This is a genomic window from Pedobacter sp. AC402, assembly GCF_979252805.1.
On the sequence record NZ_CEEDAI010000009.1, the window covers coordinates 1,340,599 to 1,356,018 of the forward strand.

Sequence of the window (15,420 nt, forward strand, 5' to 3'; positions counted from 1 at the left end):
GGGGGAAAATCAAGCCATAAAAAAGACTGAATTTCAATCCGCAAAAATGCTAAAAATTTTATCAAAAAGAAAGTCGAAACCAATCTGTATTACCGATTAATTGTCATAATGTCGACTTCTATTTCGTAGGAAACCAGATGATAAGCCCAAGCGCACATAACCATAATGATCCTGAAAATAAATGTTGTAATTATCTTCTCCATAGTAACCTACTGCAGCCATCAAAAACACGTTATGCATAAAAGGGAAGCTATAATTAAAATTAATTTCAGCATTTAGCCTTTTCTGAATATCCATCAGATTTTTTGAAGGAATTTTATTCACCGCATAAGATAACTCTGTATTTAAACGCCAGGTTTCTTTTTCAGTTTTTGTTTTCGACTTGTTTTTTGCATTTTTTTCAATTTCATCATATTTGCGCCACGAGAAACCATATAATATGCGCGTAAAGCCGAAGCCTTCATTCAAAGCCGGTTCATACCTAAAAAACTTGTACCATTGTAAGCCTACCCGATGATTTAACGAATAATAACTTTCGTTAACGTTGGTTGGTGTAAGCTGCCCGAATCGGTAAGAAAGTGTTAAGTAATTGGCATTAAAATTTCCTGTGCGTGTGTTTATGGTGCCATCTGGATTAAGCGCATCATGATCTTGCCCGTTCGAATGGTGGGTAAAAGCCAGTTCACCATATTTATAATTATCAGGGGTGGTATTTAACCTTGCATAGGCAGCAAAACCTAAACGGTAGCTAGGGGTACGCACCGCTGCCGAAAACTCGTTGCGCACTCTAACGGTAAAATCGGGAATAATGGCAAATGCAACGGGCGATTTGTAACTACCTAAAAGCATATAAGTAGTGGTAAGCCGCCCATTAATTACATATTTTGCAGGTGCCCCCAGTTCTCCACCTGGTGCAGTATAGGCTAAATCAGCATTTTCTTTGTAGAGATGAATGTATTCCCTATTGGCAAATTCTCTTTTTACAGCAATAGAATCTTGAGCGGATGATTGTAAGTAGAAGAGGCAGATTATAATTGTAAAAAAAGATCTGATCATACCAGATAAACGCTGATAATGAAGCAACGGTTTTGTAATTGTTTAATTGATCTTGGAAATTAATTAATTGTATAATAAATTAGACCAGAAACAATAATAAGCGGCATTAATAATAGCATACATTTAAATCCGTAATTACATTTTAAACAATACAAAAATTATGACTTTAAAAAATATGCCGGACAAGTAGCCCGACACATGTTTTTAGTTCTTAATCTTAGCTATAAGCTAAAATTATCATTTAACCACTTTTTAATATTGGCATGACTTCTAGTTGTTCCAGGAAGTTTATCACGCAACGAATCCTCTAATTTATGCAGGGTGGCTTGACTCGTCCATCCTTTATCAGCCATATACCTATTAAGAAAAGGAAGGACTTCGTATCCTTCATGCCTATCAAGAAGTACATTGTCCGGAAAACCCGTAATTTTTGCATTATCACTTTCTGCAGAAGCCGTCCAAGAATAGGTAAGCTTTAAATCACTTTTTTTAAAATTTGCCATGCTATAGTTTAATTAGTAAGCTCGAAAATATTCATAAGAGGCAATAAATATTTACGGGAAACCATAGAAGACAAAATTATTTTAAATTAACTTTATCTGTAAAAAGTAATCCTTGCAGATAAAATAATAAGGAAAACTTCAAAAGATATGATAAACAACCTACTTTTTGCCCGTTACTCTCAGCTCAAGATATTCAATATAATAACTATAATTGGAGTTGCTACATTCTTAATATTTAACAAATGAACTAACTCACCACTCTATCGTAGTTCCGTTTTCAGTTGGATGCCCGGTACAAACCAAAACCCTGCCCCTTTCAATTTCATCATCGGTAAGCACTTCATTGTAATCCATCCGCACGCCACCTTTAGTACAATTTGCTACGCAGGTACTACATACACCTCCGCGGCAACTATAAGGCAGCTTGATCTTATTTTCGAGTGCAACATCTAAAATCCGCTTTGGCCAGGGCACTTCGAGATTGTACAGTTTGCCTTGAAAATTTAAAATCACAGAATAGGTATTTTTGTCGACAACTTTTTCGGAGCTATCATCTTCATCCACCTCATCTTCAGGCAGCACAAAGGTTTCTCTCTTGATCTGTTTAATATCGAAACCCATGCCCAACAAGGTTATCCGGCATAAATCCATGTAAATTATCGGTCCGCAGCTATAAAACAGTGCATTATTACGGTCGAAATGTAAATGCTCTTTGAGCAATCTTTCAATATAAAATTTGTTTAACCTGGCCGTCATCAGGTTTTTGCTGTTGCTAAAAATCCAAATTATTTTTAACCTATCGGGATATTTCTCTTGCCATTCATTAAGTTCATTGTAAAAGAGGGCATCTTCTTGCGACTTGTTGCTATATACCAACGTAATCAACGATTTTTTTTCACGCACCAAGGCTGTTTTCATAATCGAATACAAAGGTGTAATGCCAACCCCTGCCGCAAAAAGAAAAAGATCGCGTTCCAGGTTTTCTTCTGGCAGATAACTGAACAATCCTTGCGGCTCTTGGGCGAACAGAATATCATTTACAGCTGTTTTATGGTGAAGAAACCTTGAAATTTCTCCATTTTCTACCCTTTTCACCGTAATTGCCAAAGGCTCATCTACATCAGGCGAACTATTAAATGAATACGACCTTCTTACTTCTTTATGCTTCCCCTGAAAAACCAACGACAAAAACTGCCCAGCCAGGTATTTTGGATAGTGTTCATCCACTTCTTCAAATTGAAATGTAATGTTATCCCCCGGTTGATTGATTATTTTATTTATGCGCAGCTTAAACATAATGCAAAGTAAGGGTTTTGAGCGTAAAGCGAAAAGCGTTTGGCGTAAATTCAACGATCCTTTGTCGGTAAATCGGTTACTGTCCTAATTGGTTAATCGATCACTAGTTTTAATGAGTAATCCGCTATCCACATTCCATCGTCAACCTGATCGGGTAGCTATCGGATCACGATGACGGAACGGAGGAAAATTTTCTGTGACCAGAAGCTCAATAGTCCGCTAGTAATTGGTTCATTGTCTGTATGATGCATACATTATTCCGTGTGAATCCGTGTCTCCGTGGCTAACAACTTCCTTTCATTGATTAGCAGGGTGCAAAAGAATGTCAGTTTTTTTCTGTGTAATCACCTTCAAAAAAAAAACGTCCTGATTTAAAATCAGGACGCCTTACCAAATGCTTGTCTTTATCTTAATTATACTATTCGGCGTTATAAGCCAATAATACCCTCGGTTTTTCGTAACCGTAACGTTTTGGATGTTCCATAATCTGTTTCATAGAAATCACCTTATAAACATAGCCTCCGGTTTCGCGGTTGAGCTTCATTTTGTAGTAATTGTCTTGATTTTGATTATCGATCTGCTTGCGTAAGCGTCCATCGCCAACATTGTAAGCCGCAGCTACCAATGTCCAGCTTTCTAAACCCTTATACATTTCCTTAATGTATTTGCAGGCCGCAATGGTAGATTTACGCAAATTGTAGCGCTCATCAACATTTCCGTTTACTCTTAATCCGTAGGTACGCGCTGTGCCGGGCATAAACTGCCAGATACCGGCTGCACCTTTTGGAGAAACTCCTTCAGCCATTCCAGATTCGACCAGGGCCAAATACTTAAAATCATTAGGGATTTTGTACGCGGCAAGAATAGGCTCAATTACAGGAAACCATTTTGCTGCTTTTGCATGCAGGCGGTTCGTTTGTGTGTTGCCATAACGATGTGCTGCAAGAATTTTTTTCATTTTGCGTTCTACTTTTTTATCGCCCAAAGGCAAAGTTTCTTTTGCAAAATTTAACTGTGCCATTAAAGATAGAGGGCTTTCCTCTTTTTCCACTTTAAGGCTATCAGATTTTGGTATTGTAGTGTTTAATTTTTCTTCTTTTAAAAGACTTTTTTGTGCTAAGGGCATTTGGTAAGCGAACACTTTTGCCAAGATAAATAGTGTTGCCACTACCGCAAATGGTACGATGTGTTTCTTTAACATTTTCCTCCTTTTTTTGGTGAACTTATATAAAAACGTTGGCAAAGCTAAAAAATAATAAGCACATTATCAAATAGTTACGAAATTAAGCCCCAAAATCAGCCCTTAAAGTGCTTTAAACGTGGATTTTAAATTTTGATTTTCAACCGATTTTTCCTATTTTAGAGGCTATTTTTTTAGCTAATTTTTCCGCTCTTAAAATTGTTATGTTCATCATTTTTTCATAAATTTGCAACCCGCATTTTTAATGTGGTTAAAAGCGTATCATGATAAATAAAAACAACAGGAACAGTCGGGATGACAAGTCCAAACCAGGCAGTCGGAAAACAGAGGGCAGGAGCAGTTCGGCCGGGTCTGACAGAAGAAGATCAGACGACAAAGACAGCAAATTCAAAAAATCATCCGATTCAAAAGACGGCTTCAAACCCAGAAGCTCAGACGGTAAAGATTTCAAATCAAAATCTTTCGGAGACAAAAAAGACTTCAGACCAAGAACAGGAGACCGCGATTTTAAATCAAAAGACGGGGAATCAAAAGGATTCAAATTTGGCGACCGTGAATTTAAATCAAAAGATAGCAATTCAAAATCAGAAGACCGTAGTTTTAAACCTAGAGAAGGCGGATCGAGAGATTATAAGCCAAGAACAGGCGATCGTGATTTCAAATCGAGAGAGGGCGGATCAAGAGATTACAAACCAAGAACAGGAGACAGGGATTTTAAACCAAGAGAAGGTGGTGCAAGAGATTATAAGCCAAGAACAGGAGAACGTGATTTCAAATCTAAGGATGGAGATTCGAGAGATTTTAAACCGAGAACTGGCGACCGCGACTTCAAGCCTAGAGAAGGCGGATCAAGAGATTACAAACCAAGAGAAGGTGGCTACAAAGATTTTAAATCAAGAGGCAAATCAGACGATTTTAAACCAAGTGCTGGAAGTTCAAGAGATGTAAAACCTAGGGAACCAAAAGAAGGTGACACCCGTCCATTTAGAAAACGCGAGGATGCGCAGCCTAGAGATACAGAATTTAACCGCCCGGAGCGTACTGTAATTGCTCAGGGCCGCAGAACTACGAATGAAGATAAAGGCTTAATCCGCCTGAACAGATATATTTCAAATGCAGGCATCTGCTCTCGTCGTAAAGCTGATGAGTTAATTGCTGCCGGCATTATTACCGTAAACGGAGAAGCCATTACCGAATTAGGGCATAAAGTTGATCCCGCTAAAGATTTAGTACGCTATAATGGCGAACTTTTAAAACGTGAGAAAAAAGTTTACGTGTTATTGAACAAACCAAAAGATTACATCACCACAACTGACGATCCACAGGAACGCCGTACAGTGATGCAACTGGTTGATAAAGCAAGCCGCGAGCGTATTTACCCGGTTGGCCGTTTAGATCGTAATACTACCGGTTTATTATTAATGACAAATGATGGTGATTTAGCGGATAAATTATCTCATCCTAAAAACGGAATTACCAAAATTTACAATGTTGAACTGGATAAATCTTTATCACAAGGTGATTTAAACAAAATTGCTTTTGGTTTAGAATTAGAAGATGGATTGATAAAACCGGATAACATTTCTTATGTTGCAGGTGGAACCAAAAAAGAAATCGGCATTCAGATTCACAGCGGTAAAAACAGAATTGTTCGTCGTATTTTCGAGCACCTGGGTTACAGCGTAGAAAAATTAGACCGTGTGGTTTATGGCAATTTAACCAAAAAAGATCTGCCCCGCGGTAGATGGCGTTATCTAGAAGATCATGAATTGATTCAGATTAAGCATTTAATTAAATAATATACAAAAGGCAGCCAATGGTTGCCTTTTTTTTATATTGCTAATTTCACCACAAAGCGCACAGAGAAAGCACAGCGTTCACAGAGCTGGAGTCTATATCCAATCGCCCTCGTTTGTAAGAGGATGCAAAAGAAAAACGATTATAGAGTTAATTAGTAATAGTAACGTGCATCACAAATGCAGCAGTCAATCACCGTGATTACAAACACAGAAGAAAATGGGGAAACATCTTCGGTGTTTTCTGTGCCTCCGTGGCCAACTTTATTTATATTTGTTAAAATCAAGATCATTCTCCATGAAAAAATTCAGTTCATTATTTATACTTATCATATTGTCTACATTAGCCTTTGCCCAAAAAAGCAGTTACAATCTTATCGTTGGAACCTATACCGCACCGGGAAAGAGTGAAGGAATTTACACTTACGATTTTAATGCTTTAACCGCTGTTACCAAGATAAAAAGCATTACCAAAAATACCGCTAATCCGAGTTACCTCGCCATATCTCCCGACCAAAAATTTATTTATGTGGTTAATGAAACCGGCACCACAAGTACTGTAAGTGCTTTTAAATACAATGCAAAAACTGGTGATTTAACGTTTTTAAACAAAGTTGATAGTCATGGTGCCGATCCTTGTTTTATTACCGTTGATACAAAAAATGTAATAGTTGCAAATTATAGCGGCGGCAGTTTAGCAGTATTTGCAAGAAAGGCCAATGGAGCTTTAACCGAAGCTTTGCAGATTATTAAGCATACGGGAAAGAGCATCGACCCAAAAGGCAGACAGGAAAGTGCCCATGTGCACATGACGGTATTCACGCCAGACCACAAATATTTAATAGTGAACGACTTGGGCGAAGATCAAACCTATATTTATACATACAAGCCTACAGCAAAAGAAAACATACTAACGGTTAAATCGGTAATTAAAACCAATGCAGGTACCGGCCCCCGACATATAACTTTTAGTCCGAATGGAAAGTTTGCCTACCTGGCGCACGAATTTAATGGCACCATTACAGCTTTTGCTTATTCTGATGGAAGATTAACTAAAATACAGGAGATTGGCACTGCGCCAAAAGATTTTGCAGGCAAGATTGATGGTGCAGATATTCACGTCTCACCAGACGGAAAATTTCTTTATGAAACGAACCGTGGCGATGCCAATAGCATTTCTACTTTCTCAATCCTTTCAACGGGAAAACTTAAATTTATCGAAACCGTAAGCACCCTGGGTAAAGGCCCAAGGAATTTTGCCATCGATCCAACTGGAAAATTTTTACTTGTTGGACACCAGTATACCAACAACATCGTGATTTTTAACCGCAACAAAACAACCGGCAAATTGACCGATAGCGGGAAAAGAATTGATGTTGGCGCTCCTGTATGTTTGGTATTTAATTAAGATCTAAAACCAAACCAATGGAAAATTTCGATTGGACAAAATTTACCATCAGGATAGCGATTAAGGTTAATATGGCAGACCTATACAACGCGTGGACAAAACCAAGTGAAATTGAAAAGTGGTTTTTAAGCGAAGCAACGTTTTATGATGAGAATGATGTATTACTGAGCAAAACGCAAAATGCGCTAAAAGGCGATCGCTACAAATGGATCTGGTATTTGTATGATGATATCGAAAATGGAACCATAACCGAAGCGAACGGTAAAGATTATTTTCAGTTTACTTTTGCAGGCGATTGCTTGGTAGATATCAAACTGAGGGAAGAATTCGAATACATTGTTGTAGAACTTACGCAAAAAAATATTCCACTTGATGATAATTCCAAAAGGAATATCCGTTTAGGCTGCCATAACGGCTGGAGTTTTTATCTTTTGAATTTAAAATCAATTTATGAAGGTGGTTTGGATTTAAGAAATAAGGATAACCGTTTCAAACCCATGTTAAATAATTAAAGCTGCTATAATAGATGCTGAAATAAATTCAGCAGGACGCATGTTTAATACGCTTGCGTAAATTTAATTTATAGTACGATCTTCACCCTGGATTTATAATACGCTTATAACAGTCGACGATAGTTTTAACCACCTCATCTCGAAGGATCAACGCAAAAAAAATGGCCCCGATTTTCATCGCGACCATTCTTAACTATTTTAATTTTAGTAATTATGCTGGTTCTGCAACCCTTGCAACGTTACGGTATGGAAATTCATTAAAAATATGCCTGCGGGCGAAACGACCAGGAGAATCCGCATTCACCAATTTCACATAAATTGCTTTTGGCACATCGAAATATTCGTAAGCACTCCCATCAAAAAACTGGATGTTTAAAACCTGTTGTTTGTATTCGAAATCCTGAATATTTGATAATGTTGTGGTTTGTGTATACGTTTCAATATTCTGCTCGCGTGTTTCTGGCGCAATACTTACCAGGAAATGATAAGCTTCGATAATTTCTTTACTTCTTGCTTCTGCATCTAATTTCTCTTCTTCCTGCTGAAATTTATCAGGGTGACAATCTTTCATCAATGTACGGTACACCGATTTAAGCTCTTTTAACTCAGCATTTTTGTCTACGCTCAAAAGCTTTCTGTAATCAACTATTTTCTTCATGGGAACTAACCTCTTTTATAATTTTGCTGAAACGTTTTTAAATCGCTAAAGCGTTTCAAGCCGCAAAGATACGATTTATAATCATTTGATTTTGAGAAAGTTTACTTTTTTCAAATATTGCAGATAGTAATGATAAATTGTGCATTTAGAAGTATCTTAATACCCATTCAATACCCCAAAACTAAAAAAGTTTTGCTGCGTAAAAACGGCAAAACTTTGAATGAGTTAAATAAATAACTTGTAGTTAATATTTGGGCTGTAACGAATTCTCAATCACTTCTTTGTAATAATCGATATATATAGGCAAGATCTTTTTCAGATCGAAATCCTGAGCCCTTTTAAAAGCATTTTCTTTAAAACGGTTTAATGTTTCATCATCTTTCAAAATTTCGATTGCATGAGCTGCCATTGCATCAACATCGCCAACATTGCTCATATAACCACAAAATCCATCTACATTAAGCTCTGGCAAGCCACCAGCATTTGTAGTAATTGCAGGCACTTTACAAGCCATTGCTTCTAAGGCAGCCAAACCAAAACTTTCAGATTCTGAAGGCATCAGAAAAAGATCCGAAACCGATAAAATTTCTTCTACCGCATCTTGTTTCCCCAAAAACCTTACACTTTCGCAAATATTTAACGATCTGCAAAGTTGTTCATCATAAGCACGCTCAGGTCCATCGCCAACCATTAACAGCTTCGAAGGAATAACCGCCTGCACCTTTTCGAAAATCCGGATAACGTCTGAAGTGCGTTTCACTTTCCTGAAGTTGCTGGTATGAATTAAAATCCGTTCGTTATTCGGGGCAATTGCTTTTTTGAAATGGTCTTTAGCCTGTAAACTGAATCGCGAAAAATCGATAAAATTCGGAATTACCTTAATTTCTTTAGTTATTTCAAAGTGGTTATAGGTATCTTCTTTTAAATCTTCCGAAACTGTAGTTACACCATCACTCTGGTTGATTGAAAAGGTAACCACTGGTTTATATGTTGGATCTTTACCTACCAAAGTAATATCTGTACCGTGCAAAGTAGTTACCACTGGTATATGAATACCATAACTCGCTAAAATCTGTTTTGCCATGAAAGCAGCGGAAGCATGTGGAATAGCATAATGTACATGCAATACATCCAATTGTTCGAAACGGACAACATCTACCAGTTTACTCGCCAATGCGGATTCGTATGGCGCATAATCAAAAAGTGGATAGTCTCTAACCGATACCTCATGATAAAACAGATTGGCAGAGAAGAAATCGAGCCTGGCGGGCTGACTATATGTGATAAAGTGAACTTGATGACCCTCGTTAGCAAGCGCCTTACCAAGTTCTGTTGCAACTACTCCACTACCGCCAAAAGTGGGGTAGCAAACAATTCCTATCTTCATTGTATGTGTATTGTTGTTACCGCAAATGTACCCGATTTTAATGTATAATGCGTGTCGGTCTATTGCAATAAAAAAGACGAGAAATTGAGTAGAGATTTTCTCAAGAAAATCGAAAAAAAATTAGAAGATTAGGATTTGAGGTTTCTCATTTCATCCTTAATTACCAGGAAGAGTTCATTTGGACGCTGCGTGCCGATAAAATATTCTAATCCATCACGATCGGTTAGCACAACCGCATCTTTACCTGATGAATAAAAACGAATTGTTCCTTTTGTGTGGAGGTTATATACCGGATTATTGAAAAAATAACGGCTGTAAGTAGCTTTACGCACATCAACAATGCTATTTAAATCTATTTTAACCCGTTTGGTTGTCCAAAGGCCATCCAAAATCATACTGCCATTATCTACCACAATTTTGTATTGAATCAAAAACAGCAAAAGCATGGAAACACCTATAATTCCAAATCCAACAACAAGGAACAAATCTTGGGTATTGTCGCGATCGCGCTCATAAACATATGCTGCAAAACAGAATGCAGCCATAATAAGCCTAATGAAAATGCGAACATAATCACGGCCGATGTACTGTTTTTCGATATAGGCGTATCTGCTTTCCACTTATTTAATTTTGAGTTCGAATATAGCAACTTTTTTTGTTGTGCCTGTTAATTTATATCGGTTATCCTGTCGCATGCCTGCAATCCAAACAATTTCACCATTTCCGTTCACCAATATTGGAGTAGTGTTTTTTAAATGAATGGGAACCTTTTCATCAATAAAGTAATCACTTACTTTTTTAGGGCTGCGCATGCCCAACGGAATAAATTTATCTCCGTTTTGCCAATTTCTGAGCACCAATGGAAAAATCAGTTTATCTGCATTTACAAATGCCTTATTTACATTAATTTCGAATTTAATATCATCAGTGAATTTTAATGAGATCTCTTCACTGGCAAAAGCAATACTTTTGGTTGTTGGGTGGATAAATTGATTGGATACCACAACAGTATCTTTTTCAACAATTACCAAATCACCCCTATTGATAATGGCCTGATGAGTTGCACTAAAAAAATGTGTTCCACTTAGTGCCTTTAAACTATCTAAAATTTCCTGAACTAAATTTTCGCCAAACCCAAAAGGTTTGAGCAATTCATATAGTAGTAATTTTTGTGGATTTAGTTTAGCAATCTCATCCAAAGGAATATAAATTCCATCATTTTTCTTATTTAAAATCTTATTTTCAAGTTTGTTGACCTGTAGATTTAAAAAAGTTTCTAATTCTGCAAATCTTGCTATATTCTCTGCAAAGGTTTTTTCCAGGTTTGGATTAATCTCTTGCAGGTGAGGAACAACTTGTAACCTGATTTTATTCCGGGTATAATTTGTACTTGCGTTCGAGCTGTCTTCTACGAAATTAATATTGTTAGCAATTACAATATCGTCAATTTGCTGGCGGTTTAAGAAGAGTATCGGCCTGATTAGCCTTTCGCGTTTGGGCAAAATACCATGTAAACCACTTATTCCGGTGCCGCGGGTTAAATTAATAAGCACGGTTTCAACAGCATCGTTCTGGTGTTGGGCCAATGCAATGTAATCGTATCTTTCTTTAATCCGTATTTCTTCAAACCAGTAGTAACGGAGATCGCGGGCTGCCATCTGAGTAGAAATTTTATTTTCTGTGGCATATTTTTTGGTATCAAAATGCGTTACATAGAAAGGTAACTCTAAATTTTTAGCCAGAAGCGCAACAAAACTTTCATCACGTTGTGCCTCATCGGCTCTTAAATTAAAATTACAATGTGCCACACCAACATCAACGCCTATTGCTTTAAACAAGTGCAACATTAATACCGAATCTTTTCCTCCGCTTACGGCCAAAAGAATCCTGTTACCCCGAACAAATAGCTGTTGCTGTTCAATAAAATCCTGAAATTGCTTAAGAGGTAACATCAATCAAAAATATTTAATTTTAACTGGTATTCCGAACGTTCGGAACAAAAAACTAACTTTGTAGTGTGCAAAAACTATTTGTCTTTTTATTTCTTCTAATCAGTCCAGTATTTTTATTCGGTCAGCAACCTGCTTCGAAGATTAAAATCGTTTCATTTGCAAAGATAACCGGAGATACCAAGAAAAAAATAAGTTACCTCCGTAATCCTGTTTTCCAGCAGGATAATGCAACATTAACCTGTGATAGTGCCGTTTTTTACAGCGAGCGGAATTATTTCGAAGCTTTTAAAAATGTGCACATCAACCAGCTTACCACCGATATTTATTCTGATCAATTGGAATATGATGGAAATAAAAAACATGCCCATTTGACCGGTAATGTAAAAATGATCGATCCCACATCGATCTTAACCACCAATATTTTAGATTATAATACACTAAGTAAAATTGGCACTTATACCAGTGGCGGTAAAATTGTTAACAAGGAAGTAACGCTGACAAGTAAAAACGGCTATTATTTTAGCAATTCGAACGATGCCTATTTTAGATATGATGTAGTGGTAGTTACGCCGCAATCGGTTATCAAATCGGATACGATGAGTTATAATACGCAAAGCAAGTGGACTTTTTTCTATGGCCCGACCAACATTAAAGGAAAAGATGATAACCTGTATACTGAAAACGGACAGTACAATACACTGAGCGAAGATGCCTTTTTCGGAAAGAAAAATTTATACACTCAGGGTACCAGATCGTTAAAAGGAGATAGTTTATATTATTACGGCAAAAAAGGAATTGGCAAAGCTGTAAAGAATATTGTTTTTTCTGATACAAAAGATAAAATGAAAATGTTTGGCGATTTGGGTTATTATTATAAACTGGATCAGCGGACATTGGTTACCCGAAATGCCTACTTGGGGATAGGTACCGAAGATTCTATCATGGTGAAGAACAAAAAAAGGCCTGATAGTTTATGGATGGGTGCGGATACCTTGGAAACTCAAATGGTATTGCAAAAGACGTTAAAACTGATTCCTAAAATTTCGATCAAAGCCGACAATCAGGTTGGTGAAGATGATGAAGACACTGGAGAAAAGAAAGCAAAAGGTGAGGCAAAATATAAACCTGAGGCTGAATCTAGTCAAAAAGAAGATAAAAATAAGCGTAAAAACAGTAGAGCAGATAAAAAGAAAAAGAATAAAGACGACGAAAAAGATGATCCGCTTAACCTGAAAGATAAAAATATCGACAGTTTAAAATCAAAAACAGATTCGCTCGGAAAAGGATTGCCGAAAATTACGCTGGATAGCCTACAAAAAAACAATGTTTTAAAAAACAAGGCAGATTCTATTGTTAAAAACTTACCTAAACTAAAAACAGATAGCCTGCAGAAAAAATTAACGGATAAAATTGGTCCGGCTATAAAAGGTATTTCAAAAACAAAGGTAGATAGTTTACAGAAAAAACTGACTGATAAAGCTACACCAATCGTTAAAGATTTATCGAAAACAAAAATTGATAGTCTGCAAAAAAAGGCAATTAAAACTGGTGTTAAAGATAGTTTGACAAAAGTTATAGCGAATTTGAAAACAGGCAAGCCAAACGATACTGCAAAATTTAATCCGGCAGATACCGTTCAAACACGTATTATTAAGGCTTATCATGGTGTTAAAATTTTTAAAACCAACATACAAGCTAAAACTGATAGCCTTTTTTATACCAGTGCCGATTCTACTTTGCGCTGCTATAGTAACCCAATTATATGGTCGGAAGGCTCGCAACAGGTGGGTGATACCATTTTTGTTCAGTTTAAGAACAAAAAGCTGAATAATTTACAAGCATTCAGAAATGCATTCTTAGTGAATACGCCAAAAGATTCATTAAGGTTTAACCAGATAAAAGGCAGGTTAATGACTGGTTTCTTTTATAATGGAAAACTTAAAAACCTATATGTTGATGGCAATGCTGAAAGTATATACTATACACAGGATGATAGCACGAAAGTGTATAAAGAGATGAACCAAACGCTGAGCAGCAGGATAAAATTCATTTTTAAGGATAAAGAAAATGCAATTGAAGACATTGTTTACATAAAAGGTGTAGAGGGAGCTTTAAATCCAGAAAATACCATTGCAAAAGACCATGTTTTAAAAGGATTTTCATGGAAACCAACAGAACGGCCAAAATCCAAAAAGGATGCGGTTGGCTCATCAGGAAAGGCTAAGCCCAAAGGAAAGACTAAAACCGTTGCAGGTAAGTCTCCAGTAGCTACAAAGGCGACAAAGCCAGCCAAAACTGTACCAACTACGGTTGTTAAACCAAAAATTACCACAGGAAAAGACAGTTTAAATCTGGATAAAAAACTGCCTCAAACCAAACCAGCAGACACCAGTAATTTTGGTATCAAACCTATTTTGCAAAAAAGGGATTCTACGCTAACAAAAAAAGATTCAATACAGGTAAAAAAGGTAGCGGGCAAGATGTAGTTTTTTGCTATTCATTAAATTAATGGTTAAATTTATTTATGGATTTACAATCAGAAAAACTAAGTGTACTTCAACAGATTATTAATTCTGATGATGAAAGTTTAATCAGGGATATTAAAACATTAATTACTGCAAGGGATATTGATTGGTTTGATGAACTGAACGATAGTCAGAAAAATGATATTTTTGAAGGAATAAGCCAATTAGATCGTGGCGAAAGTTTTAGCCATGAAGAGGCGAAAAAAAGGTTTAGTATTTAATGACTATTATTTGGTCTGAAAAAGCAGGCGAAACCTTTCAAAAAAATATTGATTATTTAAAGGAAAACTGGACTGAAGTTGAAGTAAAAAAATTCATCATCAGGGTATTTACATATCTTGAAACACTATCTGAAGAACCACTAATTTCTAGAAAAACCTATAAGACAAAAAATACCCACATAGGTTTTATCATCCCTCACATATCAGTTGTTTACCGAATTAAAACCAAAAAAGATATCTTAGAGATTGTAACTTTTATAGACAATCGACAAAGTGGCAAAAGGAAGAAAAGATTCTTATAACTCCCCTTTCAAAAACTCCATCATCTTTCCAAGTGCAATCGCCCTATGGCTGATTTTATTTTTTTCCGCCAGATCCATTTCGGCAAAAGTTGATTCATAACCATTTGGCTGGAAAATCGGATCATATCCAAAGCCGTTTGAACCAGATAGCGTTGTCCGGATTGTGCCTTCAATTGTGCCTTCAAAAATATGATTTTCACCATTTTGCATTAAGGAAATTACGGTTTTAAACCGTGCTTTTCTATTGGCAATGCCTTCAAGTTTTTTTAAAACCAGCTGAATATTTTCCATATTATCACGGCTTCCTGAATACCTGGCAGAGTAAACCCCGGGCTCATTATTTAATGCCTCAATTTCCAAACCACTATCATCAGCAAAACAATCCAGGTTAAAATGCGCTACTACATAACTGCTTTTTAGGGTTGCGTTTCCTTCAAAAGTATCAGCCGTTTCAGGAATATCAACCAGGCTGCCAATATCTTCCAAATTCAGAATTTCATACTTCCCTTCAAGTGCAGCACGTATTTCTTCAGTTTTATGTTGGTTATTTGTAGCAAAAACAAGTTTTTTCATTGAAATATTGGGCGTTTTTAAATTGGAATG

At 36.6% G+C, this 15,420-nt stretch carries 15 protein-coding genes; 6 read left to right on the plus strand and 9 right to left on the minus strand.

The window, feature by feature from the left end; all coding sequences use genetic code 11:
- Positions 1 to 96: 96 nt before the first annotated feature.
- The 4 genes from AC0IWE_RS16780 to AC0IWE_RS16795 all read right to left on the minus strand — a co-directional run bounded on the left by AC0IWE_RS16780 (position 97) and on the right by AC0IWE_RS16795 (position 4,056).
- Positions 97 to 1,056, minus strand: coding sequence for a hypothetical protein (locus AC0IWE_RS16780; RefSeq protein WP_471793919.1), 960 nt, complete (start codon positions 1,054 to 1,056; stop codon positions 97 to 99).
- Between the two features lie 221 nt (positions 1,057 to 1,277).
- Positions 1,278 to 1,559 carry a hypothetical protein gene (locus AC0IWE_RS16785; protein ID WP_471793920.1) on the minus strand — a complete coding sequence of 94 codons (282 nt, stop codon included), beginning with the start codon at positions 1,557 to 1,559 and terminating at the stop codon, positions 1,278 to 1,280.
- 252 nt (positions 1,560 to 1,811) lie between these two features.
- A complete protein-coding gene (locus tag AC0IWE_RS16790) occupies positions 1,812 to 2,855 on the minus strand; it encodes a 2Fe-2S iron-sulfur cluster-binding protein (protein ID WP_471793921.1) in 1,044 nt (347 codons plus the stop codon).
- Between the two features lie 418 nt (positions 2,856 to 3,273).
- Entirely contained in the window at positions 3,274 to 4,056 is a 783-nt protein-coding gene (locus AC0IWE_RS16795) for a lytic transglycosylase domain-containing protein (RefSeq protein WP_055908105.1), read from the minus strand.
- Positions 4,057 to 4,319: 263 nt separating this feature from the next.
- Between AC0IWE_RS16795 and AC0IWE_RS16800 the strand changes: the two genes are divergently transcribed.
- From AC0IWE_RS16800 to AC0IWE_RS16810, 3 genes are all read left to right on the plus strand, one after another.
- Positions 4,320 to 5,855 carry a pseudouridine synthase gene (locus tag AC0IWE_RS16800; protein ID WP_055908110.1) on the plus strand — a complete coding sequence of 512 codons (1,536 nt, stop codon included), beginning with the start codon at positions 4,320 to 4,322 and terminating at the stop codon, positions 5,853 to 5,855.
- Between the two features lie 331 nt (positions 5,856 to 6,186).
- Positions 6,187 to 7,260, plus strand: a complete 1,074-nt coding sequence (locus tag AC0IWE_RS16805; RefSeq protein ID WP_471793922.1) for a lactonase family protein — start codon at positions 6,187 to 6,189, stop codon at positions 7,258 to 7,260.
- Positions 7,261 to 7,277: 17 nt separating this feature from the next.
- Positions 7,278 to 7,772 carry an SRPBCC family protein gene (locus tag AC0IWE_RS16810; protein WP_055908116.1) on the plus strand — a complete coding sequence of 165 codons (495 nt, stop codon included), beginning with the start codon at positions 7,278 to 7,280 and terminating at the stop codon, positions 7,770 to 7,772.
- A 211-nt stretch (positions 7,773 to 7,983) separates the two neighbouring features.
- Here the strand turns inward: AC0IWE_RS16810 and AC0IWE_RS16815 are convergent, their stop codons facing one another.
- The 4 genes from AC0IWE_RS16815 to tilS all read right to left on the minus strand — a co-directional run bounded on the left by AC0IWE_RS16815 (position 7,984) and on the right by tilS (position 11,769).
- Positions 7,984 to 8,430 carry a KTSC domain-containing protein gene (locus AC0IWE_RS16815; protein ID WP_029279950.1) on the minus strand — a complete coding sequence of 149 codons (447 nt, stop codon included), beginning with the start codon at positions 8,428 to 8,430 and terminating at the stop codon, positions 7,984 to 7,986.
- A 244-nt stretch (positions 8,431 to 8,674) separates the two neighbouring features.
- Entirely contained in the window at positions 8,675 to 9,817 is a 1,143-nt protein-coding gene (gene bshA / locus AC0IWE_RS16820) for an N-acetyl-alpha-D-glucosaminyl L-malate synthase BshA (protein WP_055908118.1), read from the minus strand.
- 128 nt (positions 9,818 to 9,945) lie between these two features.
- Positions 9,946 to 10,437: a hypothetical protein gene (locus AC0IWE_RS16825; protein WP_055908121.1), complete on the minus strand. Its 492-nt coding sequence runs from the start codon at positions 10,435 to 10,437 to the stop codon at positions 9,946 to 9,948.
- Positions 10,438 to 11,769, minus strand: a complete 1,332-nt coding sequence (gene tilS, locus AC0IWE_RS16830; protein WP_471793923.1) for a tRNA lysidine(34) synthetase TilS — start codon at positions 11,767 to 11,769, stop codon at positions 10,438 to 10,440.
- A 65-nt stretch (positions 11,770 to 11,834) separates the two neighbouring features.
- Here tilS and AC0IWE_RS16835 point away from each other — a divergent pair, with 65 nt between their 5' ends.
- The 3 genes from AC0IWE_RS16835 to AC0IWE_RS16845 are packed head-to-tail and all read left to right on the plus strand — an operon-like array spanning position 11,835 to position 14,817.
- Positions 11,835 to 14,255, plus strand: a complete 2,421-nt coding sequence (locus tag AC0IWE_RS16835) for an OstA-like protein (RefSeq protein WP_471793924.1) — start codon at positions 11,835 to 11,837, stop codon at positions 14,253 to 14,255.
- A gap of 38 nt (positions 14,256 to 14,293) precedes the next feature.
- Positions 14,294 to 14,515 (plus strand): hypothetical protein, encoded by a 222-nt coding sequence (locus AC0IWE_RS16840; RefSeq protein WP_471793925.1) that lies wholly within the window; start codon positions 14,294 to 14,296, stop codon positions 14,513 to 14,515.
- The gene (locus tag AC0IWE_RS16845) at positions 14,515 to 14,817 is read left to right on the plus strand and encodes a type II toxin-antitoxin system RelE/ParE family toxin (protein WP_471793926.1); all 303 of its coding nucleotides are present in this window, start codon (positions 14,515 to 14,517) and stop codon (positions 14,815 to 14,817) included. Before AC0IWE_RS16840 ends, AC0IWE_RS16845 begins: the two co-directional genes overlap by 1 nt.
- On the opposite strand, the gene rdgB is transcribed toward AC0IWE_RS16845, so the two are convergent.
- Positions 14,812 to 15,390, minus strand: coding sequence for an RdgB/HAM1 family non-canonical purine NTP pyrophosphatase (gene rdgB / locus AC0IWE_RS16850; protein ID WP_471793927.1), 579 nt, complete (start codon positions 15,388 to 15,390; stop codon positions 14,812 to 14,814). The genes AC0IWE_RS16845 and rdgB overlap by 6 nt on opposite strands.
- Positions 15,391 to 15,420: the final 30 nt, after the last annotated feature.